Here is a 21,626-nt window from a genome sequence, read left to right on the forward strand (position 1 = left end):
TGGTTCTGTCAGCTACCAATCACAGCGCACCGTACTGCCAGCGCAGTCCAAGCAAGCCGATCAGTGCCAGGCCGGCCACCCAGTTGAGCTTTCTCGCCACCCGCAACGCCAGGCGCAGCTGGCGAGGGGACGACCAGCGGCCGCCACGGGCCATCAGGGCGTCGGCACCCTGCTCGGCCCGCAGCAGCAGATTGGCGAGCAGCCGCTCCGCCACCGCCAGACCCAGGCCGAGGCTGGCCTTCCAGCCAAGCCTGCGCAGGTTCACGGCGCGGGTGGCGATCGATCGCAGCAGGTTCTGGAACTCCTCCTGGACCAGCGGCAGGAAGCGAAGGGCCAGCAACAGGGTGAAGCCGAGCCGCTCGACCGGCAGGCCAAGCGCCTTGAGCGGCGTGATCGCCCAGCTCAGGGCCCAGACCAGCTCCTCCGGCGGTGTGCAGACCAGCAGCAGGTTGGCGCTGTGAATCAGGGTGAACAGCAGGCTGGCGCTGTTCAGCCCCAGCTCCGCTGAACGCCGGTTCACCACCAGGGGACCGATCGGCAGGGGCCCGAGCCGGACAGGCCCCCAGCGCAGCACTTCCCAGGCTTCTCCGGATCGCTCCGGCGGGGGCTGAGCCGGCGGGGTGGGGGCCAGGATCAGCTCGGCGGGGGAACGGCTGAGGCTGGCCGCCGGAACCGCTCCAGCCGGCACAAGGGCCGAGAGCAATCCCACCAGCAGGCTCAGGGCCAGCAGGGCGGGGAGGCTGAGCCGCCACAGCCGCCAGGGCAAACCGCTGCAGGCGGTGATCAGGATCAGGAGCGCCACAAGAGCAAGGCGCCAGTGGGGGCCGGCCAGGATCGGCGTCACCAGGAAGGCGACGGTCCAACCGAGCTTGAGCCGGGGGTCGAGGCGGCGCAGCCAGCTGGAATCCCCATCGACGAACTGGCCGATCGGGAGTTGCCTGAGCCAGTCCATCAGGGCGCCGCCTTCCGATCGGAGGGGTCAGCTCGTTGCGGCGGGTCGCTCAGGGCGCGTCTCGGCATGCTCCTCACTGGGGTCTTCGCTGTGTTCGCCGCCATGCATCCCGCTGTGGGCTTTGGAGCGGGCCTGCTGGCGGGCCAGTTCCTTGTCGGCATCGCGCTCCTGTTTGCCACGCCAGAACAGCTTGATCGGTGAGCCATCGAAGCCGAGGCCCTGGCGGATCTGGCGCTCGACATAGCGGCGGTAGGTGTCACCGAACAGTTTGGGGTCATTGACGAACAGGGTGAAGCTGGGCGGACGGGTCGCCACCTGGGTGCCGTAGTACAGACGGCCCTGGCGGCCGCCGCGGCTGGTGGGCGGCGAGCGCCAGCTCAGGGCCTCCTGCAGCACTTCGTTCACCACCGAGGTGCTCACCCGGCGGCGATGCTGCTCCACGGCCAGGAAAGCCAGGGCAAAGATGCTCTCCACCCGCTGGCCGGTGAGCGCTGAGGTGAACAGCATCGGCGCCCAGTCGAGGAAGTAGAGCTTGGCGCGCAACTCCTTCTCCATCGCCGGCATGGTGTGGCTGTCCTTTTCGATCGCGTCCCACTTGTTGACCACCACCACGCAGGCCCGACCCTCCTCCTCGATGCGTCCGGCCACCCGCTGATCCTGTTCGGTCACCCCGTCGAGGGCGTCGATCACCAGCACGCAGACATCACTGCGCTCCACCGCCTTGAAGCTGCGGGTGATGCCGAAATACTCCGGGCCGTAGCTGACGCTGCGACGGCGGCGGATGCCGGCGGTGTCGAGCAGCTTCCAGGTTTTGCCTTCCCGCTCGATCGTCGTGTCGATCGTGTCGCGGGTGGTACCGCGGATCGGGCTGACGATGGCCCGCGGCTCGCCGCAGATCGCATTGAGCAGGCTGGATTTGCCCACATTCGGGCGGCCGATGATCGCCAGCTGGATCGGCTCTTCCGTGTCAACATCCTCCGCCTTGGGCAGGAAGCCGATCACCTGATCAAGCAGATCGCCGGTGCCGGCACCGTGGATCGCCGAGATCGGATGGGGTTCACCCAGGCCAAGCCCCCAGAAATCGGCGGCCATCGCCAGGCCCTGATCCGGCGACTCGCACTTGTTCACCGCGAGCAGCACCGGGCAGGCATGGCTGCGCAGCCACTCGGCGATCGCCTCATCGGCCGCCGTGACCCCCTGCTGGCCATCGACGATCACCACCGCCACGGACGCCTCGGCCATGGCCAGGTTGGTCTGCTGCCGGATTTCAGGCAGGAATTCACTGTCGTCATCAAAGACAAGCCCGCCAGTGTCCACCACCAGGAAGGTGCGATCACCCCAGAACCCTTCCTGGTAGGTGCGGTCGCGGGTGACGCCGGGCTGATCGTGCACGATCGCTTCGCGGCTCTTGCACAGCCTGTTCACCAGGGTGGACTTGCCCACATTGGGGCGGCCGATAATGGCGACGACGGGTAACGCCAAACAAACTTATTTCAACCAAACATTGTTCTGCTTTGACCCTACAGAGGGATGTGCTACTCGGGCAGCGGATCCCCACGCTGAGCCAGCCAGGCCAGCAGCCAGCTCACGGCAGTGGCGCGGCGGGTCAGGCGGGGCCTGAGTTCATCGATCCGGTAGCCGCCGAAACCGAGTTGCTCCTTGAGCAACTGCTTGTGGACAGCCGGGATCGAGCGGGTGAGCCTGACGCTGGCCGGGCGCTCGCCGATCAGCTCGGGGGCTTCGGGATAGGCGGCGGCCCAGTCCGGAGGGGTTTCACTTCCGGCCGTCCAGACCCCGCCCTCCAGGCCAGGCACCGCCGGCTGGTAGCCGAGCCGTTGCCAGACCAGTTCGCAGACAAGCCGATCACTGATCCGGTCGGCAAGGATCCGATCCAGCAGGTCGCGGCTGAGCGGGACGACAGAGGGGGCCATCGCGGCAGCAAGCTGGGATCTCCATGCTGACCTCTCCCCTGCACTGGCTGGGGCGCGGCGTTCCTCGACAGCTCGACTGCCGCGTGCTCCAGTCCCCCCTGGCCGGCGTGAGCGACCGGATTTTCCGCTCCCTGGTGCGCCGCTGGGCCCCGGACGCCCTGCTGTTCACCGAGATGGTTCATGCCACCAGCCTCGAGCACGGTCACGGCGGCGAGAAGTTCGAGGATCTGGCCGGCGAAACCGGACCGATCGCCGTGCAGCTCTTCGATCACCGGCCTGCGGCGATGGCCGAGGCGGCGCGGCGGGCCGAAGCGGCCGGCGCCTTCCTGATCGACATCAACATGGGCTGCCCGGTTCGCAAGATCGCCCGCAAGGGCGGCGGCAGTGGCCTGCTGCGCAACCCGGATCTGGCCATGCGGATCGTCGAGGCGGTGAGCGGCGCGGTGCGGATTCCCGTCACCGTCAAGACACGGCTGGGCTGGTGTGGCGGCAGCGCTGATCCGCTGGGCTTCGCCCTGGCGCTGCAGAACGCCGGCGCCCAGTCCCTCACCCTGCATGGCCGGACCCGGGAGCAGGGATTCTCCGGCCTGGCCGACTGGCGGGCGATCGCCGCGGTGAAGCGGGCCCTGGCCATCCCCGTCATCGCCAACGGCGATGTGACCAGTCCGGAAACGGCGCTCGCCTGCCTGGCGATCACCGGCGCCGATGGCGTGATGGTGGGCCGCGGCAGCCTGGGCCATCCCTGGCTGGTGGGCCGCATCGATGCGGCCCTGCGCGGGCGGGCGGTGCCGCCGGAGCCGTCGACCGGCGAGCGACTGGCCCTGGCGGCCGAGCAGCTCAGGGAGCTGGTGAGCGCCCGGGGCGAAAAGGGTCTGCTGATTGCCCGCAAGCATCTGGGCTGGACCTGCCAGGACTTCGCCGGAGCGGCCCAGCTGCGTCGTCAGCTGATGGGGGCGGCCACCGCTTCCGCCGCACTGGCCCTGCTCAGGGAGGCGGAAGCGGGGCTCAGCAGGGCCTGAGCCGGAGGGGGGCAGGTGCGCGTTTCGAAGTTGCAGCCGTAGATCGTCGGCTTCTGCCAGCTCAGCGGAATCTCCAGCAGATCACGGCTGCCGGTGATCGCCTGGACCGCCAGCAGCACGGCCACCAGCACATTGGCGCTCACATGGAGCCGTTTCATGCGCAGTGACCGGAAGATCTCCGGCTTCGCCGCCATCGAGAACAGCATCAAACCGGTGAGCAGCACCCCGCTCCAGTAGTGGGAGCTCCAGAAAGCGGCGCTGAAGGGGTTGTCACTGAGCCGCCAGATCTCCGGCTGACTGCCGAGCCCCAGCAGGCCGGCCCAGGTGAGCAGGGCAAAGCTGGCCCGCAGGCCGGCCCGCTTCACCCACCAGAGCGCCAGCAGGCTCACGAAGGTGCCGGCGGCCACCAGCATCAGCAGCGCCAGTCTTGAGGCACCACCCGAGAAGGGGGGCTCAGGAGCGACGGCCTTGCTGAGGAAGGAGTAGGTCAGGGCGATCAGCACCGCCACCACCACACCAGCGCTGAGCCAGCGGCCGTGGTCGGCGTGCTCCACCCCCACGGTCGGCGGGAGGGGATGAATCTTCAGGCGCCGTTCCCTGGCCAGGATGCCCAGCCGGATCGTGGCCCCGACAACGGGATAGACGAACAGAATCACCAGCACCGGATGGAGCAGGGAGAACCAGTCGATCGGGGTCATAGGAGGCAGGGCGACGCTGTGAGATAAGCACCGGACCCCCGTTCAGGGAAGCAGTGAGGGCTCGCCGAGCCGAAGCAGCAGCAAGGAGAAATAGGGCTGCTCGGCGGCCGGCACCTGCAGGGCCGGGGCGAGCAGCTGGTCGGGCCAGCCGACCCGCTGGGCCAGCAGTGCCTGGCCCAGCAACCGGCGTCGCTCCAGCAACGGTCGCACCCAGTTCCAGCGACGGCCCAGCTTGAGCAGGGCCAGGTTGGCCCTCTGCCGCTCCGGCTCCTGCAGCAACTGATCCAGCAGCGCTTCGAGCGCTTCGGGCTGGTCCGGGGTCGTGCGCAGCAGCAGCCCCTGCTGCTGCAGGGCCAGGGGCCAGCGAGCCGCTGCCGCCGCCGCCGCCACCGAAGTGATGCCGGGAATCAGTCGCACCGGGCATTCGGGATGGCGCTCGGCCACCGCCAGCAGGCCATAGGACGCACTGGCGAACAGGGACACATCCCCTTCGCAGAGCAGCACCGTCCGGCGGCCGGCCGCCACCTCCTGCGCCAGGCGATCGGCCGCCTCATGCCAGGCCGCCCGCCGCGGCTCTTCCTCCAGCACCATCGGGAACACCAGGGGCAACCTCCCCTGATCGGCTCTCAGCCAGGGGGCCGCGATCGCGGCGGCCATGCCCTCCCCCCCCGGCCGCGCCACCGGATACGCCACCACATCCGCTGCCTGGATCACGCGCACCGCCGCCACGGTGAGCAGCTCCGGATCACCCGGACCCACCCCCACCAGGCTCAGGCCGGGCGGACCGGGCGGGGTGGCACCGATCAGCTCGAAGGTTTCGCTCAACGGGATTCCACGCAGATTTCTAGGCTGCCTGATCATTCCGCCGCCCCCGCCACCTTGAGCCGCCTGACGATCTACACCGCCGCGACCGCCACGCCGCAGCTGGAGAGCACCGACGGGGAGCAGATCGCCGCCGAGCTGGGCAGCCGGGGCATCGGCTTCGAGCGCTGGGCAGCCCGGGCCACCCTGGCGGCTGACGCCGATCCCGCCACGGTGCTGGCCGCCTACGCCGATGAGGTGGCCCGGGTGCAGAGCCAGGGTCCCTACCCCACGGTGGATGCGATCCGGCTACGCCCCGATCACCCCGCCAGGCAGGAGCTGCGCCAGACGTTTCTGGCCGAGCACACCCATGCCGAAGACGAGGTGCGCTTCTTCGTGGAGGGCAGCGGGCTGTTCTGCCTGCATCTCGGCACGGAGGTGCTGCAGGTGCTGTGTGAACGCAACGACCTGATCCGCGTGCCGGCCGGGACCCGCCACTGGTTCGACATGGGCAGCGCCCCACGGTTCACCGCCATCCGCTTCTTCGACAATCCCGAAGGTTGGGTGGCCCGCTTCACCGAGGATCCGATCGCCGCGCGCTTCCCCCTGCTCCCCTGACTCCCCGGTGGGCGGGCTCAGCTGTGCAATCGGGGCTGGGGGTGCAGAACAGCAAGCAGCTCCGCCTCCGCGGCGGCGAGCTCCTCCAGTCGCGCGATCAGCTCAGCCCGCGGCCAGCGGCGCTCGCAGAGCACCCAGTAGAGGCCGAAATGGCGGGCCTCGCTCACCAGCAGCCCGGCGTAGAGGCCCGCCAGCTCAGGGTCGGACCAACGGCCGGCCAGCAGGGCGAGGCGCTCGTGGCTGCGGGCTTCGATCAGCCCGGCCACCAGAAAGCTGTCGAGCTGGCGGCCAGGCTCCTGGCGGCGAATCAACTTGGCCAGGCCGGCGCCATAGGGGGGCGCGGCCAGGGGCCGCAGCTGGATGCCGCGGCGCTGCAACAGGGCGAGAAGCTGCTCGAAATGCTCGAGTTCCTCCCGGGCCAGGGGGCTGAGCACCGAGGCGAGATCGGGATCGGAGGGGTAGCGGAACATCAGCTGCAAGGCCACGCCGGCCGCCTTGCGTTCGCAATGGGCATGGTCGATCAGCACCTCCAGGGGGTGGGCCAGGGCCTGCTCCAGCCAGGCCTCACTGCTGGGCGCGGCCAGCCAGCGCACCCGGGCCGAGGTCATGCTCCCTCCCGCAGATGCGCCACCAGCCCCTCAAGGGCAAGCCGGTAGCTGGTGGGGCCGAAGCCGCAGATCACACCCACCGCCTTGTCGGCCAGGGTGGAGCCGTGGCGGAAGGACTCGCGGGCGTGGGTATTGCTGAGGTGCAGCTCCACGAAGGGCAGGGCCACCGCCAGCAGGGCGTCGCGCAGGGCGATCGAGGTGTGGGTGAAAGCGCCGGCATTGATGAGGATCCCGTTGCTGTCCCCGGCGGCCAGCTGGATCCGGTCGACCAGGGCACCCTCATGGTTGCTCTGAAAGCAACTGAGGCTCGCGCCCAGCTCAGTTGCCCGCAGCTGGAGGCCCGCGTTGATCTGATCCAGGCTGGTGGTGCCATAGAGGCCGGGCTCGCGGAGACCCAGAAGATTCAGGTTGGGGCCGTGCAGCACGAGCAAATGCATGGGGGAGGTTGGCTGGTAAGTTGTCGAGGTGTGGTGCGGGTCGGTGCCCGAGTGGTTAATGGGGGCGGACTGTAAATCCGCTGGCTTCGCCTACGTTGGTTCAAATCCAACCCGGCCCACCTTCCACATGCCCTTGTAGCTCAGCGGTAGAGCACTCCCTTGGTAAGGGAGAGGTCACGAGTTCAAGTCTCGTCAAGGGCTTTCTCGTCCAGAGTTGTTCTTGATTGGATCGGCCTGATTCTGGAGCAACGTTATGTCGTCCGGGTTTTTGTTGTTCTGCCTGGATCGGTTACTTGGCTCGCAACATGATTCTTCTCAACAGGGTTGCTGCCTGATTGCCTAGCTGATCGTTTCTCTCAGCACTTCACCCCGAGCACGTCCCCGAAGGTCGGCCATTCGAAGCGGTGAACAGCAAACCCTCGGTGCTGCCTGGATCGCTTTGATCCAGCAAGCCTGCCGCTGACAGTGGGCCTGATGGTTGCGCCAGACTTGATTCTCCAGGAGGGATCCAGCCGCCGATGACTGTCGTCACCATTCCGCTGCCGGGCATCGAGAACCTGCGCGAGTCCGTCCGCAGCGGCAGGAGTGCCCCCCTGGCCTGGCGCCTTCAGCAGCTCGAGCGGATCGACAACCTGCTGAGCGAAAACGAACCCGCCATCCTCGATGCCCTGGCGGCCGATCTCGGCAAGCCGCCGGTGGAGGCCTACTTCGAGGTGGTGGCCGTCCGGCAGGAACTCAGGCTGGCCCAGCGCCAGCTGAAAAGCTGGATGGCGCCCCGTCCGGTCGTCGTGCCGCTGTCCCAACGGCCAGGCCAGGCCCAGCTGATCGCCGAACCCCTCGGCTGCGTGCTGATCATCGGCCCCTGGAACTATCCGTTCTCGCTCACTCTCCAGCCGCTGGTGAGCGCCCTGGCAGCCGGCAACACCGCCGTGCTCAAGCCCTCCGAGCAGGCGCCGCGCACGTCCGCCCTGATCGCCGAACTGGTTGAACGTCATCTCGATCCCGCCGTGGTGGCCGTGGTCGAAGGCGACGGCGACACCGCCCGGGTGCTGCTGGAGCAACCGTTCGACCACATTTTCTTCACCGGCGGCGGCCGGGTGGGGCGCCTGGTGATGGAGGCGGCCGCCCGCCACCTCACCCCGGTCACCCTGGAGCTGGGCGGCAAGAGCCCGGCTGTGGTGCTGGCCGATGCCGACCTGGCCGTGACGGCAAGGCGGATCGCCTGGGGGAAAGGGCTCAATGCCGGCCAGACCTGCATCGCCCCCGACCATCTGCTGGTGGAGGAAGCGGTGCGGCCCGCCCTGGTCGCGGCTCTCCAGGCGGAATTCCTGCGGGCCTATGGCCCCGATCCTCTCCGGTCTGCCGATCTGGCCAGGATCATCAACCGTGCCCAGTTTGATCGCCTCTCGGCCCTGCTGGAGGGAGCACGCCGGCGGGGCCAGGTGATCGCCGGTGGTCAGAGCGATTCCACCTCCCTGCGCATCGCCCCGACCCTGCTGGCGGTGGAGGAGCCGGACGACCCCCTGATGAACGATGAGCTGTTCGGCCCCCTGCTGCCTGTGCTCAGCGTCGGATCGTTGCAGGAGGCGATGCGTCGGATCAACCTCGGCCCCAAGCCCCTGGCCCTCTACCTGTTCAGCCGCAGCCGGGCCGCCCAGCAGGCGATCCTGGCCGGCACCAGTTCCGGCGGGGTCTGCTTCAACGATGTGGTGATGCAGGTGGGCGTGCCGGAGCTCCCCTTCGGCGGCGTCGGTGGAAGCGGCATGGGCACCTACCACGGCAAAGCCGGCTTCGACACCTTCTCACACCAGCGCAGCGTTTTTCGACGTCCGTTCTGGCTCGATCTTCCCTTTCGCTATCCGCCCTACGGCGATCGGCTCGGACTGGTCAAAAGGCTGTTGGGTTGAGCCGCTCCGGGGGACTGGCGCATCTGGCTGTTCTCCTTATGGTTCAGATACTCCGTCCAGCAGCATTCATGCGCCGTCCCCTCGCAGCCCTGGCCCTGGCCCTGCTCCTGCCCTTACCACTTCCAGGCCACTCCGCCGAGCAGTACGTGGTGAAACCCGGCGAAACCCTCTCCGAGATCGCCGAGCGCCATGGCATCTCCACCTCCCGGCTGATGCAGCTCAATGGCATCAAGAACGCTGATCTGGTGGAATCAGGCTCCAGACTGCGACTGCCCGGTTCCCAGCCTTCAGCCGAGGCCCTCACAGGCCGGGGGAACTACACCGTCAAACCGGGCGAAACGCTCTCGGAAATCGCCGATAGCCGTGGCATCTCCCTCAAGCGGCTGATGGACCTCAACGGCATTCAGCAGGCCGATCGGATCGAAGCAGGCAGCCGCCTGATCGTGCCGGGCGGATCCGGCGGCGCCGCGCCGGCCACCCCGGCCAGGCCTGCGGCCCTGAACCGGAACGCCCGCGACCATGTGGTCCAGCCGGGGGAAACCCTCTCCGGCATCGCCGATCGGTATGGCATCCCGATGAGCCGGCTGGTGAGCATCAACGCGATCACCACTCCGAGCCACGTGGAAGCGGGCACACGCCTGGCCCTGCGCACCAGTGCCGCCACCAAACCAGCTGCAGCCAAACCAGTAGCAGCCAAACCAGCTGCAGCCAAACCAGTTGCCAAACCAGCCCCTCAGGCTGCAACCACAACGGCGCCCAGGCCAGCTGCCAGGCCGGCAAACCAGACCGCCGCCAGGCCCGCCCAGGGCGGCGCTCCCGACTGGCGCACCTACGGTCCCCTTCAGATTGATTTCGCCAACTGGCAACCCCTGGGCGGCAGCCAGGTGGCCCCTGCCCTCAACGGTGGCGGCCAGGAGATCTTCCTGGCGGTGAACTGCACGGCCCGGAAACTGAACACCACCGGTGAAACCGGCACCTGGAAGAGCTGGGATCAGCCCCAGAGCGACTTTGAGGAGCGGCTGATCGTCGATGCCTGCCAGGCCAAGGCCCAGACCACATGAGCTGAGCGAGCTTCACGCCGCCCAGCGCAACGGCCAGGGCTGCCGCAGGTAGCGCCGTCCAGCCGAGCGCAGCCAGAGCCGCTGGCTGCCGTCATCGCTTTCGCTGATCAGTTCCTCCTGCACGAGCCGTCGAGCCAGCCAACCCCAGCGATCCCCCTCGCCGGCGCCCTGCTCCGACAGTTCATCGGCCAACCGCCTCACCTCCAGGCCGCTGCGTTCCTCCAGAACCGCCAGCACCACGGAGGCCCGCTCCGACCAGTCGACGGGTTGGCTGAGGCCGGTGCAGATGTCGCAGCGGCGACAGGGCGCCACCAGCTCCCCGACACTGAGGAGAAGGGCCTGCTCCCGGCAGACCGTGCCTTCGGCAACCGCCTCCATGCGGCGGAGTTGCTGCTGGGCCTGCTCCAGTCGATGGCGTTCCTGCTCCTGCACCGCGGCGGGCAACTGCCGCACCGAAGCGCGCATCGCCCAGCCCAGCGCGGTGCGATCGGCTGGATCGAACAGCACCAGACAGTGGGCCGGCAAGCCATCCCGCCCGGCCCGGCCTGATTCCTGCAGGTAGCCCTCCGCACTGGCCGGCAGGTCGAGGTGAAGCACAAGCCCCACATCGGCGCGATCCACCCCCATGCCGAATGCCACCGTGGCGACAAGCACCGGCCTGGGGTGCTGCTGGAAGTGCTCCAGGGCCAGCAGGCGGCTTTCCGGGTCCATGCCGGCGTGATAAGCGATCGCCGCCACGCCCGCGCTCGTGAGCCGAGCCGCCCAGCCCTCCACGGAGCGGCGGGTTCGCGCATAGATCAGCACCGCTCCACGGGCCGAGCGCACCGTTTCCAGTACCAGGGGCAGGGGTTCCTGCGGACGCCGTCGCATCACATAGGAGAGGTTGCGACGCTGCGCGGAGCGCACCTGAATCAACGGACGCCGCAGGCGCAGCAGGCGAATGATGTCGGCACGGACCCGCGGGGCGGCCGTGGCACTGAGCGCCACCAGCGGAACGCCCGGGCATTGGCTGCGCAGTTCACCGAGTCGGCGGTAGTCCGGCCGGAAGTCATGGCCCCAGGCACTGATGCAGTGGGCTTCATCCACCGCCAGGGCCACCAGACGTCCCTGCTCGAGCACGTCATCAAGCAGCTGGCGGGTGGCCTCGGCCTTGAGCCGCTCCGGGGCCAGGTAAAGGAGCCGCAGCCGGTTCTCGCCCAGGCGTCGCGACAGCTGGTACCTGGATTGGCTGTCGAGACCGCCGTGCAGACAGGCCGCCGGGATGCCACGGCGCTGCAACTGGCTCACCTGATCCTGCATCAGGGCCACCAGGGGCGAGACCACCAGCACCAGGCCATCGCGAACCATCGCCGGCAACTGATAGCAGAGGGATTTCCCCCCGCCGGTGGGCAGCACCGCCAGGCAGTCCTGACCGGCCAGCAACGCCTCCACCACCGGCCGCTGTCCGGGCCGGAAGCCAGACCAGCCGAAATGGGCCTGCAGGGCAACCTCGAGCGGTTCCGGCCTCAAATGCGCCACAGCCCTGGAGTCCAGCGACCCTAATGCCACCAGATCTGGTGCTCAGGGCAAGGGCGGGGCCTCCAGCTGATCGGCGCTCTCCTCCACCAGCTGAAGCCGCACCCGCTTGCCACCGGCCAGCTCCCCAAGCGAAACCCGCAGGGTGCTGCCGCTCAGGCTCTGGAGCACCGTGAGCAGATCACGCAGATGGGGCGTGCTGCTGCCGCTCTCCACCCAGAGCCGCTCCTGGAGACCTCCCAGCCGCCTCCAGCCGGTATGCAGCTTGAGCACGGCACTCTCGATCTGCTGCGCCTGCCCGACGGCATCGGCCAGCAAGCCGAGGGCATCGAGGCGCTGGGCTTCCTGCAGAGCTTTCTCCAGGTTGAGTTCGCCCTGCTGAAAGGCGCGCACCGCCGCTCCCGCCTCGGCGGCCTTGCTCAGCCAGCGGGCCGTATGGGTCACATCCTTGACCCGCTCCAGCTCCGGCTCCTCCCGCAGGACCCGGCGCAGATCGTCCTGCTGCCCTTCGGGAAGCTTGGCCAGCTCCCTGACCAGCGGCGCCACGACCCGCGGCGGCAGCAGGTTGTCCTGGGTGCGCTGGCGGATCTCCTCCGGCAGCAGGGGACTGGTGGCGGCGGTGAATTCATCGGTAAGCCGACGCACCTGTTTGCGGGTGATCTGCTGACCGTCATTGGCGGCCTCGCTGATCATCAGCTGCACCTCCAGATCGGCCTGGGCCGTTTCCAGGAAGGCCCGCTTCGAGAAGTTGTTCACACTGGTGGGCTCCAGCAGTCCTTCCCCCACAAGGTTCTGCGCCGACTCGGCCAGCTGGATCAGCCCGTAGGCACGGGTCTTGCTGATCTCCCGCTCCCGCAGCCACTGCAGAAACCCCGTACCGCGCCCCTCCCCTCCCCGTTTCTCCCGATCCCGCACGGAAGCGAGGATCCGGCCGCGCCAGATCTCCGTCTGCAGGTCAAAGCGGTCACAGACCGCCCAGGCCTCTTCCAGCCGGGCCAGAAACTCGACGTTGCTGATGTCGTCGCGCTCGGGATCCGGCAGGTCCAGGCTGAGGGCGGGTGCCTGCATCGATGGCCATGGGCAAGGAAGGCGATCGTCCCACGCGGCGGCGGCGGCGACGATTCATGACATGCCTGCGCCTGCCGGGTCTTGCCGCGGGTATCTTCCAAATCGAAGTCACCCCTCATCAGCGCAGCGATGGCCATTTCCCGCGGCGACAAGGTGCGCATCAAGCGGCCTGAGTCCTACTGGTTCAATGACGTGGGCACTGTGGCCTCCGTCGACACGTCCGGCATCCGGTATCCGGTGGTGGTGCGCTTCGAAAAAGTGAACTACACCGGTTTCAGCGGCACCGATGGTGGCATCAACACCAACAACTTCGCTGAGATCGAGCTCGACAAGGCCTGAAGCCGATTCCCCCCGGCAAAGGCAGCTCCCGGTGACGCCTGAGCTGTTGCCTCGGGTCCGTCGTGCCTGAGCTTCCGGAGGTCGAAACCGTCCGCCGTGGCCTGGAGCAACAGCTCAGCCACTTCCGGATTGAGCGGGTGGAGGTGCTGCGGGATCGGGCCATTGCCTTCCCGCCGGACCCCACCGCTTTCTGTGACGCCCTCGTCGGCTGTGCCGTGGGGGGATGGGAGCGGCGGGGGAAATATCTGCTGGGCTCACTGAGCCGTGAGCCCGGGAGTGCGGCCGGGGTCTGGGGCGTGCATCTGCGGATGACCGGCCAGTTCCGCTGGCTGAATGAGCCCTGCCCACCCTGCCCTCACACCAGGGTGCGGCTCTGGAATGCCAGCGGTCAGGAGTTGCGCTTCGTCGACATCCGCAGCTTCGGCCAGATGTGGTGGGTGCCGCCGGACCTGGCCACGGAGGCCGTGATCACGGGGCTGGCTCGGCTGGGCCCCGAGCCGTTCAGCCCCGAGTTCAACGCCACCTACCTGCAGGCACGGTTGCAAGGCTCGATGCGCCCGATCAAGAATGCCCTGCTCGACCAGGGATTGCTGGCGGGTGTCGGCAACATCTATGCCGATGAAGCCCTCTTCGCGGCAGGGATCATCCCCCATCAGCCCAGCGGCAGACTGTCCTTGCTGCAGCTCGAAGCGCTTCAGCGGGCCATCGTTGCGGTGCTGGAGCTGAGCATCGGCGCCGGCGGCACCACCTTCAGCGATTTCCGGGACCTGACCGGAACCAACGGCAACTACGGCGGACTCGCCTGGGTCTACCGCCGCGGCGGCGATCCCTGCCGGCGCTGTGGAACAACGATCCGCCGAGATCGCCTGGCCGGGAGGAGTACGCACTGGTGCCCGGGCTGCCAGCATTGAACCCTCGCAAGACGGCGATGACCCTCCCAGGCGACAGGGACCCGACGATCAAGGAGCGACTGGGCCCAGCCCTGATCGCGGTGATGGCAGGGGTCCACGCCCGCGGCTGGTGCGATGGCACCGGTGGCAACTTCAGCTGCGTGTTGCGCACGGATCCGCTTGAGCTGCTGATGGCGCCAAGCGGGGTCGACAAAGGATCGATCCAGCCGGAACAGCTGATCGTGGTGGATGCCCAGGGAGCCGTGATCGATGGCACCGGCAGGGCAAGCGCCGAAACCCCGCTGCATCAGGAGATCGTGCGGTGCTGTGCTGCAGGAGCCGTGCTGCACACCCATTCCCAGGCCGCCACCCTGCTCTCAGCCAGTGCGATCAGAGCCCAAGGAGACGGCACGCTGACGCCTGGCCAGGTCGCCCACCTGGAGATCGAAGGGCTGGAGATGCTGAAGGGGCTGAACCATGTGACAACCCATGAAACAAGGATTTCGATTCCCGTGCTTGCCAACGACCAGGATCTCGGCAGGCTGAGCGCAGCAGCCTCCAGTCACCTCTCTGAAGCCCCTCAGGGTCTGCTGATCGCTGGCCATGGCCTCTATGCCTGGGGGAGCGATCTGTTCAGCGCCAAGCGCCATCTGGAAGTGCTTGAGTTCCTGCTGGAGCAGCGCTGGCGGATCAGGCAGATGGAGATGCTGACCATGCTGACCAGAAGCGCGGCCATGCCAAGCGCGGCCATACAAAGCGCGGCCAGCCAAATCGATGGCTGAATCGATCACCCACGTCCTGCTGGACATCGAAGGCACAACCTGCCCCGTCGCCTTTGTGGCCGACACGCTGTTTCCTGATGCCACCAGCCACCTGAAGGCCTACCTGATCAGCCACGCCGAGGCTGGCTCTGTCCAAAGCCTGCTGCGAGAAGTTCAGGAGTCATGGCGCAACGATCAGGCTGCAAGTGAGACACTCGCTGACGGCACAGCCGACGCGGCAGGGGGAGATCTGAATCACAACATACTGGGCGAATATCTGATCGAACTGATCAACCAGGACCGCAAGCTGCCTGCCCTCAAGGAGTTGCAGGGGATGATCTGGGCGGAGGGCTACCGCGAAGGTCGTATCAAGGCCGCCCTTTTCCCCGAGGTGGCGATGACGCTCCAGCAGTGGCATCGCAATGGCCTGGTGCTGGGGGTGTATTCATCGGGTTCTGTTTCAGCACAGCAACTGCTGTATGCCAACACAACCGATGGAGATCTGCAGACCTTGTTCAGCGCCTGGTTCGACACCCGCACCGGAGCGAAGCAGGCCGCTACCAGCTACAGAAGCATTGCAGATGTATGGGGAACGCAGCCGGGCTCCATTCTGTTCGTCAGTGATTCGATTGAAGAAGTGAATGCCGCTCAGGCTGCAGGCATGCAGGTGGCGTTCAGCGATCGTGAAGGCAACCCCCGCCGTGATGCTGGAAGCCACCTACGGGTGTCCAGCCTTGAGCAGCTGTCTCCCCTGCTGATCAACTGAGCAACAATCAGCAGCCAGCCGGGAAATGCCAACAAAAAAGCCACCCATAAGGGTGGCTTCTGTCTTGCCGTTCACTGAATCAACAGTGAATGGCTGGTCATGGATCAAGAGTTTTATCCTGGCATTGAGCTATTTTTGCAGGAAGCTTCCCTCCAACTATCGTCGCCGCTACTGCGTTTCACAACCGAGTTCGAGATGGATCGGAGTGGGGCCACAGTGCCATGAACACCAGGAAATAATCTCTTCTCCTCAGGTGAGCCCTGAGAACTGCATAGATAATGGATCAGCTTTTCACTGGTCTGTCTGAATACAAGCACGCCATGCTTCATTGAGCAAAGCCAAGTGTTGGTCAAGCCCTCGGTCTATTAGTACTCCTCCGCTTCACGCATTGCTGCGCTTCCACGTAGAGCCTATCAACGGGTGTTCTTCCCGTGACCTTACTGGCTTCAGCCATGAGAACACTCATCTTGAGGTGGGCTTCCCACTTAGATGCTTTCAGCGGTTATCCTCTCCGCACATGGCTACCCAGCGTTTACCGTTGGCACGATAACTGGTACACCAGAGGTGCGTTCCTCCCGGTCCTCTCGTACTAGGGAGAACTCCTCTCAATGTTCTTACGCATGCACCGGATATGGACCGAACTGTCTCACGACGTTCTGAACCCAGCTCGCGTACCGCTTTAATGGGCGAACAGCCCAACCCTTGGGACCGACTTCAGCCCCAGGTTGCGATGAGCCGACATCGAGGTGCCAAACCTCCCCGTCGATGTGAACTCTTGGGGGAGATCAGCCTGTTATCCCTAGAGTAACTTTTATCCGTTGAGCGACGGCCCTTCCACTCAGAACCGTCGGATCACTAAAGCCGACTTTCGTCCCTGTTCGACTTGTTGGTCTCACAGTCAAGCTTGCTTCTGCTTTTACACTCGTCGGCTGATTTCCAACCAGCCTGAGCAAACCTTTGCGCGCCTCCGTTACCTTTTAGGAGGCGACCGCCCCAGTCAAACTGCCCACCTGATACTGTCCAGCCCCCGGATAACGGGTGGCTGTTAGAACCCTAGCTCGCAAAGAGTGGTATCTCACCGTTGGCTCACCATCACCCACAAGCAATGGATCAATGCCTCCCACCTATCCTGCGCATTGCGAGCCCGGGCACAATACCAAGCTACAGTAAAGCTTCATAGGGTCTTTCTGTCCGGGTGCACGTAGTCCGCATCTTCACAGACAATTCTATTTCGCCGAGCCTCTCTCCGAGACAGCGCCCAGATCGTTACGCCTTTCGTGCGGGTCGGAACTTACCCGACAAGGAATTTCGCTACCTTAGGACCGTTATAGTTACGGCCGCCGTTCACCGGGGCTTCAGTCGCCAGCTTCGCTTTCGCTGACCAGCTTCCTTAACCTTCCGGCACTGGGCAGGCGTCAGCCCCCATACATCGTCTTGCGACTTAGCGGAGACCTGTGTTTTTGGTAAACAGTCGCCTGGGCCTCTTCACTGCGACCACCTTGCGGTGGCACCCCTTCTCCCGAAGTTACGGGGCCATTTTGCCGAGTTCCTTAGAGAGAGTTATCTCGCGCCCCTCGGTATTCTCTACCACCCCACCTGTGTCGGTTTCGGGTACAGGCCGTCATGCCTTAACGGGTATAGGGCTTTTCTTGGAAGCTTGACATCACCCACTTCGCTGCCGTAGCAGCTCGTGCTCACGCCTCAGCTCAGAGCGTTTTCTCCGCTCCTCAACGCCTTGAACGCTTGAACCAGTAACCAACATCTGGCTGGGCTAGCCTTCTCCGTCCCCCTTCCCAAAACATGACAGGTACAGGAATGTTGACCTGTTGTCCATCGACTACGCCTTTCGGCCTCGCCTTAGGTCCTGACTAACCCTCCGCGGACGAGCCTGCCGGAGGAACCCTTAGGGTTTCGGGGCATGGGATTCTCACCCATGTTTTCGCTACTCAAGCCGACATTCTCACTTCCATGCAGTCCACGCCCGCTTACGCTAACGCTTCACCCCACATGGAACGCTCCCCTACCATTCGAATGTTCCTAAGAACAATTAAATCCGCAGCTTCGGTACAATGCTTAGCCCCGTTCATTTTCGGCGCAGGATCGCTCGACCAGTGAGCTATTACGCACTCCTTTGAGGATGGCTGCTTCTAGGCAAACCTCCTGGTTGTCTGGGCAATCCCACCTCCTTTATCACTCAGCATTGATTTGGGGACCTTAGCTGGCGGTCTGGGCTGTTTCCCTTTCGACCATGGAGCTTATCCCCCACAGTCTGACTGCCTAGTTTCACACAGGGTATTCAGAGTTCGTATCGATTTGGTACCGCTCTCGCAGCCCGCACCGAAACGGTGGCTTTACCCCCCTGCTATAGCACTAGACGCTACGCCTCAACGTATTTCGGGGAGAACCAGCTAGCTCCGGGTTCGATTGGCATTTCACCCCTAACCACAGCTCATCCGCTGATTTTTCAACATCAGTCGGTTCGGACCTCCACTTGGTATCACCCAAGCTTCATCCTGGCCATGGTTAGATCACCCGGGTTCGGGTCTATAAACACTGACGATCGCCCTATTCAGACTCGCTTTCGCTATGGCTCCACCATTACCGGTTTAACCTGCCAGTGCCTATAAGTCGCCGGCTCATTCTTCAACAGGCACACGGTCACCCGATCAGTCGGGCTCCCATTGCTTGTAAGCTCACGGTTTCATGTTCTATTTCACTCCCCTCCCGGGGTTCTTTTCACCTTTCCCTCGCGGTACTGTTGCGCTATCGGTCACACAGGAGTACTTAGCCTTACGAGGTGGTCCTCGCAGATTCATACGGAATTTCACGTGCTCCGTACTACTCGGGATACAGCTAGGCCAGTTTCGTTTTCGAGTACGGGGCTTTCACCCTCTCTGGCGCGCCATTCAAACGCTTCCTCTAACGTCCCTGGTCCACATTGCTGTCCCACAACCCCGATGGCCTAAGCCATCGGTTTAGGCTCTTCCCCGTTCGCTCGCCGCTACTCAGGGAGTCGTTTTTACTTTCCTTTCCTCCAGCTACTAAGATGTTTCAGTTCGCTGGGTTGGCTCGAGCCAGCCTATGGATTCAGCTGGCCGTTCTAGGGGTTGCCCCATTCGGAAATTCCCGGATCAAAGCGTGTTTCCAGCTCCCCGAGACTTATCGCAGGTAACTACGTCCTTCATCGCCTCTGTGTGCCAAGGTATCCACCGTGAGCCCTTTGTAGCTTGACCAATGTTTCTCTCCATGCCATTGCTGCGGTTGTACGCAGATTCTCTTGCTTTCCATCGGCCTATCCTGCTCTCCTGGCCTAAACCAGGCTGATTACAACCTCCCAACTTTCACCATCCAACCAGTGGATGACTCCAGCAGCAGATTTCATCGTGAGCTATCAAGCCCATCAAAAACAAAATCAAACCCGACTGCTTCGGCAGCAGCCAGGAAGCATGCAGAGCTCGGCTTTACTTCTAGAATCTCTCAATTCATTCTCATCACAAAATCCTCAAGACTGATACCTGCTTTCGCAGATACAGCCTATCAGTTAAAATGATTTCGTTTGAATTGAGCATCCATGAGATGCTTTATATTCAGACTTATCTATGCAGTTGTCAAGGTTCTGCTGTGCACTCTCAGCCTGGTTCCAGTAACCAGGCTGATCAGAGCCCAGCGTCTTTTCGTTCGTTCTGTTGATCTCCTGATCACACAAAACTTGAAAGGAAGCTGGGGTCCATTCGCAGCTGACGATCTAGTCTTAGTCCTGAGCAGTGTTTCCTGTCGCCTTCGCGTTCCGGCTGGTTTGGTCAGTGGAGGTTAGCGGACTCGAACCGCTGACATCCTGCTTGCAAAGCAGGCGCTCTACCAACTGAGCTAAACCCCCAAACACGAATGGGCCATCCTGGACTTGAACCAGGGACCTCACCCTTATCAGGGGTGCGCTCTAACCACCTGAGCTAATGGCCCAGGAAAACCCTTGTGAGGTAAGACCTAGACAAAGTTTAGGAACTGAAAAAATGAATCCAACACAGATCTTTATCCCCACCATCGCTGGTAAGTACTTCCTTCTTGCTGGTTCATCCCTTGAGGTACCGATCGACCTTCGAGATGACAGGACTCTGGCCTCACCACAAAATTGGGTCAGACATCAAAGTCAGTTTTGTCTCCCTGTTAGGAGGTGATCCAGCCGCACCTTCCGGTACGGCTACCTTGTTACGACTTCACCCCAGTCATCAGCCCCACCTTCGGCGTCCTCCTCCCTTACGGGTTGGAGTAACGACTTCGGGCATGGCCAACTTCCATGGTGTGACGGGCGGTGTGTACAAGGCCCGGGAACGTATTCACCGCAGTATGCTGACCTGCGATTACTAGCGATTCCTCCTTCACGTAGGCGAGTTGCAGCCTACGATCTGAACTGAGCCACGGTTTATGGGATTTGCTAGCTCTCGCGAGTTTGCTGCCCTTTGTCCGTAGCATTGTAGTACGTGTGTAGCCCAGGACGTAAGGGGCATGATGACTTGACGTCATCCACACCTTCCTCCGGTTTATCACCGGCGGTCTCTCTAGAGTGCCCAACTGAATGCTGGCAACTAAAGACGTGGGTTGCGCTCGTTGCGGGACTTAACCCAACATCTCACGACACGAGCTGACGACAGCCATGCACCACCTGTCACTGCGTTCCCGAAGGCACCCCCCGATCTCTCAGGGGTTCGCAGGATGTCAAGCCCTGGTAAGGTTCTTCGCGTTGCATCGAATTAAACCACATACTCCACCGCTTGTGCGGGCCCCCGTCAATTCCTTTGAGTTTCACACTTGCGTGCGTACTCCCCAGGCGGAACACTTAACGCGTTGGCTACGACACCGAGGGGGTCGATTCCCCCGACACCTAGTGTTCATCGTTTACGGCCAGGACTACAGGGGTATCTAATCCCTTTCGCTCCCCTGGCTTTCGTCCATGAGCGTCAGTTATGGCCCAGCAGAGCGCCTTCGCCACTGGTGTTCTTCCCGATATCTACGCATTTCACCGCTACACCGGGAATTCCCTCTGCCCCTACCACACTCTAGCCCAGTAGTTTCCATTGCCTGGATGGAGTTGAGCTCCACTTTTTAACAACAGACTTTCTGGGCCGCCTGCGGACGCTTTACGCCCAATAATTCCGGATAACGCTTGCCACTCCCGTATTACCGCGGCTGCTGGCACGGAATTAGCCGTGGCTTATTCCTCAAGTACCGTCATGTCTTCTTCCTTGAGAAAAGAGGTTTACAGCCCAGAGGCCTTCGTCCCTCACGCGGCGTTGCTCCGTCAGGCTTGCGCCCATTGCGGAAAATTCCCCACTGCTGCCTCCCGTAGGAGTCTGGGCCGTGTCTCAGTCCCAGTGTGGCTGATCATCCTCTCAGACCAGCTACTGATCGATGCCTTGGTGAGCCTTTACCACACCAACTAGCTAATCAGACGCGGGCTCATCCTCAGGCGAATTTCATTTCACCTCTCGGCATATGGGGTATTAGCAGCCGTTTCCAGCTGTTGTCCCCCTCCTGAGGGCAGATTCCCACGCGTTACTCACCCGTCCGCCACTAACCCGAAGGTCCGTTCGACTTGCATGTGTTAAGCACGCCGCCAGCGTTCATCCTGAGCCAGGATCAAACTCTCCGTTGTAGTCACTGATCCTTTAAACTTATTCGCTTTGCCTTAAACTCGCGCTCAATTCAAAACAAACTCGTCGCAATCAATGCCGCCTTCCAGACTAAATACTTGCCTCGCAGCAAGCTTGTCCTTCTTGGCCTCCTTCCGGTGGAAGGGTTCGAGAGTGCGTTCCTCATCTCTCTGCTCACCTCGCGGCTCACACAGACATGGCAACGACTTTCCAAATCACTCAGATCCGGTCGCAGTCTTGATGATCATGGAACTTTTCATCGAAGTCGTGACCCGTGACAGCCTCTCCTTCAACATTCCATCCATCAATCTGCTTTGTTCTTTTTGACGGGACCTCACACCTCTGCTGCTATCTCGTCATCCATTCGCTGCAAACAGACTTCCAGGTTGATCAACCAAGCTCGCGCCTGATTTCACAATCCTCTCGCCTCGCTCGCAACCAGGATGACGCAGCAAAAGCGTCAGTTCCTAAACTTTTCTTTTGTCCAGGTGCGCCATACTCACCCCCTCTCAGGGGCTTCTGGCTCGGCGGCCTCTCAGCCGCTTCTGAAACTTACAGCATCGGGGGCTTCCGCTTCCCTCTGCCCTAAGCCCTGCAGCGCTTTGCC

At 63.6% G+C, this 21,626-nt stretch carries 15 protein-coding genes, 4 tRNA genes, 3 rRNA genes and 2 pseudogenes; 10 read left to right on the top strand and 14 right to left on the bottom strand.

Annotation, left to right across the window (positions count from 1 at the left end):
* Positions 1–19: 19 nt before the first annotated feature.
* The 3 genes and pseudogenes from ACXMDY_RS10070 to ACXMDY_RS10080 all read right to left on the bottom strand — a co-directional run.
* Positions 20–952 (bottom strand): CbiQ family ECF transporter T component, encoded by a 933-nt coding sequence (locus ACXMDY_RS10070; protein ID WP_259701968.1) that lies wholly within the window; start codon positions 950–952, stop codon positions 20–22.
* Between the two features lie 126 nt (positions 953–1,078).
* Positions 1,079–2,434 (bottom strand): annotated as a pseudogene (gene der / locus ACXMDY_RS10075) (ribosome biogenesis GTPase Der); the annotation flags it as partial.
* 56 nt (positions 2,435–2,490) lie between these two features.
* Positions 2,491–2,883, bottom strand: a pseudogene (locus ACXMDY_RS10080) (DUF1823 family protein); the annotation flags it as partial.
* A gap of 23 nt (positions 2,884–2,906) precedes the next feature.
* Here ACXMDY_RS10080 and dusB point away from each other — a divergent pair.
* Positions 2,907–3,902 (top strand): tRNA dihydrouridine synthase DusB, encoded by a 996-nt coding sequence (gene dusB, locus ACXMDY_RS10085; protein ID WP_259701966.1) that lies wholly within the window; start codon positions 2,907–2,909, stop codon positions 3,900–3,902.
* Here dusB and ACXMDY_RS10090 read toward each other — a convergent pair.
* Both ACXMDY_RS10090 and ACXMDY_RS10095 read right to left on the bottom strand, forming a co-directional pair.
* Entirely contained in the window at positions 3,824–4,600 is a 777-nt protein-coding gene (locus tag ACXMDY_RS10090) for a DUF4079 domain-containing protein (protein ID WP_259701965.1), read from the bottom strand. The genes dusB and ACXMDY_RS10090 overlap by 79 nt on opposite strands.
* Before the next feature lie 42 nt (positions 4,601–4,642).
* On the bottom strand, positions 4,643–5,365 hold the full coding sequence (locus tag ACXMDY_RS10095; protein ID WP_259702179.1) for a precorrin-2 C(20)-methyltransferase: 723 nt from the start codon (positions 5,363–5,365) through the stop codon (positions 4,643–4,645).
* A 114-nt stretch (positions 5,366–5,479) separates the two neighbouring features.
* On the opposite strand from ACXMDY_RS10095, the gene ACXMDY_RS10100 reads away from it, so the two are divergent.
* Entirely contained in the window at positions 5,480–6,019 is a 540-nt protein-coding gene (locus ACXMDY_RS10100) for a 1,2-dihydroxy-3-keto-5-methylthiopentene dioxygenase (protein ID WP_259701964.1), read from the top strand.
* A 17-nt stretch (positions 6,020–6,036) separates the two neighbouring features.
* Here the strand turns inward: ACXMDY_RS10100 and miaE are convergent, their stop codons facing one another.
* Both miaE and aroQ read right to left on the bottom strand, forming a co-directional pair.
* On the bottom strand, positions 6,037–6,627 hold the full coding sequence (miaE, locus tag ACXMDY_RS10105) for a tRNA-(ms[2]io[6]A)-hydroxylase (RefSeq protein ID WP_259701963.1): 591 nt from the start codon (positions 6,625–6,627) through the stop codon (positions 6,037–6,039).
* Entirely contained in the window at positions 6,624–7,064 is a 441-nt protein-coding gene (aroQ, locus tag ACXMDY_RS10110; protein ID WP_259701962.1) for a type II 3-dehydroquinate dehydratase, read from the bottom strand. Before aroQ ends, miaE begins: the two co-directional genes overlap by 4 nt.
* A gap of 37 nt (positions 7,065–7,101) precedes the next feature.
* On the opposite strand from aroQ, the gene ACXMDY_RS10115 reads away from it, so the two are divergent.
* The 4 genes from ACXMDY_RS10115 to ACXMDY_RS10130 all read left to right on the top strand — a co-directional run bounded on the left by ACXMDY_RS10115 (position 7,102) and on the right by ACXMDY_RS10130 (position 10,032).
* A tRNA-Tyr gene (locus ACXMDY_RS10115) sits at positions 7,102–7,183 on the top strand.
* Positions 7,184–7,193: 10 nt separating this feature from the next.
* A tRNA-Thr gene (locus ACXMDY_RS10120) sits at positions 7,194–7,265 on the top strand.
* A gap of 317 nt (positions 7,266–7,582) precedes the next feature.
* Complete coding sequence (locus ACXMDY_RS10125) at positions 7,583–8,971, top strand: aldehyde dehydrogenase family protein (protein ID WP_259701961.1); 1,389 nt, start codon at positions 7,583–7,585, stop codon at positions 8,969–8,971.
* A 68-nt stretch (positions 8,972–9,039) separates the two neighbouring features.
* The gene (locus ACXMDY_RS10130) at positions 9,040–10,032 is read left to right on the top strand and encodes a LysM peptidoglycan-binding domain-containing protein (RefSeq protein ID WP_259701960.1); all 993 of its coding nucleotides are present in this window, start codon (positions 9,040–9,042) and stop codon (positions 10,030–10,032) included.
* Between the two features lie 12 nt (positions 10,033–10,044).
* Here the strand turns inward: ACXMDY_RS10130 and ACXMDY_RS10135 are convergent, their stop codons facing one another.
* A complete protein-coding gene (locus ACXMDY_RS10135; protein WP_259702178.1) occupies positions 10,045–11,541 on the bottom strand; it encodes a RecQ family ATP-dependent DNA helicase in 1,497 nt (498 codons plus the stop codon).
* 51 nt (positions 11,542–11,592) lie between these two features.
* Complete coding sequence (locus ACXMDY_RS10140) at positions 11,593–12,615, bottom strand: hypothetical protein (protein ID WP_259701959.1); 1,023 nt, start codon at positions 12,613–12,615, stop codon at positions 11,593–11,595.
* Positions 12,616–12,744: 129 nt separating this feature from the next.
* On the opposite strand from ACXMDY_RS10140, the gene ACXMDY_RS10145 reads away from it, so the two are divergent.
* The 4 genes from ACXMDY_RS10145 to mtnC all read left to right on the top strand — a co-directional run bounded on the left by ACXMDY_RS10145 (position 12,745) and on the right by mtnC (position 15,371).
* A complete protein-coding gene (locus tag ACXMDY_RS10145; protein ID WP_259701958.1) occupies positions 12,745–12,954 on the top strand; it encodes a photosystem I reaction center subunit IV in 210 nt (69 codons plus the stop codon).
* 62 nt (positions 12,955–13,016) lie between these two features.
* Positions 13,017–13,865 carry a DNA-formamidopyrimidine glycosylase gene (locus ACXMDY_RS10150; RefSeq protein ID WP_259701957.1) on the top strand — a complete coding sequence of 283 codons (849 nt, stop codon included), beginning with the start codon at positions 13,017–13,019 and terminating at the stop codon, positions 13,863–13,865.
* A 17-nt stretch (positions 13,866–13,882) separates the two neighbouring features.
* A complete protein-coding gene (gene mtnB, locus ACXMDY_RS10155) occupies positions 13,883–14,626 on the top strand; it encodes a methylthioribulose 1-phosphate dehydratase (RefSeq protein ID WP_259701956.1) in 744 nt (247 codons plus the stop codon).
* The gene (gene mtnC / locus ACXMDY_RS10160) at positions 14,619–15,371 is read left to right on the top strand and encodes an acireductone synthase (RefSeq protein ID WP_259701955.1); all 753 of its coding nucleotides are present in this window, start codon (positions 14,619–14,621) and stop codon (positions 15,369–15,371) included. Before mtnB ends, mtnC begins: the two co-directional genes overlap by 8 nt.
* Positions 15,372–15,487: 116 nt before the next feature.
* On the opposite strand, the gene rrf is transcribed toward mtnC, so the two are convergent.
* The 5 genes from rrf to ACXMDY_RS10185 form a co-directional block, all read right to left on the bottom strand.
* Positions 15,488–15,604, bottom strand: a 5S ribosomal RNA gene (rrf, locus tag ACXMDY_RS10165).
* 112 nt (positions 15,605–15,716) lie between these two features.
* Positions 15,717–18,604 (bottom strand): 23S ribosomal RNA (locus ACXMDY_RS10170).
* 571 nt (positions 18,605–19,175) lie between these two features.
* Positions 19,176–19,248, bottom strand: a tRNA-Ala gene (locus ACXMDY_RS10175).
* A 9-nt stretch (positions 19,249–19,257) separates the two neighbouring features.
* Positions 19,258–19,331, bottom strand: a tRNA-Ile gene (locus ACXMDY_RS10180).
* 204 nt (positions 19,332–19,535) lie between these two features.
* Positions 19,536–21,021: ribosomal RNA gene (locus ACXMDY_RS10185) — 16S ribosomal RNA — on the bottom strand.
* Together the 16S, 23S and 5S rRNA genes with 2 tRNA genes alongside form the textbook arrangement of a ribosomal RNA operon.
* Positions 21,022–21,626: the final 605 nt, after the last annotated feature.

Source organism: Cyanobium sp. ULC082 (genome assembly GCF_977927535.1).

What these genes read in the sequence shown, in the direction of transcription:
- ACXMDY_RS10125 (WP_259701961.1), top strand. Translation starts at nt 7,583, where the DNA reads ATGACTGTCGTCACCATTCCGCTGCCGGGCATCGAGAACCTGCGCGAG.
- dusB (WP_259701966.1), top strand. Translation starts at nt 2,907, where the DNA reads ATGCTGACCTCTCCCCTGCACTGGCTGGGGCGCGGCGTTCCTCGACAG.
- ACXMDY_RS10145 (WP_259701958.1), top strand. Translation starts at nt 12,745, where the DNA reads ATGGCCATTTCCCGCGGCGACAAGGTGCGCATCAAGCGGCCTGAGTCC.
- mtnC (WP_259701955.1), top strand. Translation starts at nt 14,619, where the DNA reads ATGGCTGAATCGATCACCCACGTCCTGCTGGACATCGAAGGCACAACC.
- ACXMDY_RS10130 (WP_259701960.1), top strand. Translation starts at nt 9,040, where the DNA reads ATGCGCCGTCCCCTCGCAGCCCTGGCCCTGGCCCTGCTCCTGCCCTTA.
- ACXMDY_RS10090 (WP_259701965.1), bottom strand. Translation starts at nt 4,600, where the DNA reads ATGACCCCGATCGACTGGTTCTCCCTGCTCCATCCGGTGCTGGTGATT.
- ACXMDY_RS10140 (WP_259701959.1), bottom strand. Translation starts at nt 12,615, where the DNA reads ATGCAGGCACCCGCCCTCAGCCTGGACCTGCCGGATCCCGAGCGCGAC.
- mtnB (WP_259701956.1), top strand. Translation starts at nt 13,883, where the DNA reads ATGACCCTCCCAGGCGACAGGGACCCGACGATCAAGGAGCGACTGGGC.
- ACXMDY_RS10070 (WP_259701968.1), bottom strand. Translation starts at nt 952, where the DNA reads ATGGACTGGCTCAGGCAACTCCCGATCGGCCAGTTCGTCGATGGGGAT.
- aroQ (WP_259701962.1), bottom strand. Translation starts at nt 7,064, where the DNA reads ATGCATTTGCTCGTGCTGCACGGCCCCAACCTGAATCTTCTGGGTCTC.
- miaE (WP_259701963.1), bottom strand. Translation starts at nt 6,627, where the DNA reads ATGACCTCGGCCCGGGTGCGCTGGCTGGCCGCGCCCAGCAGTGAGGCC.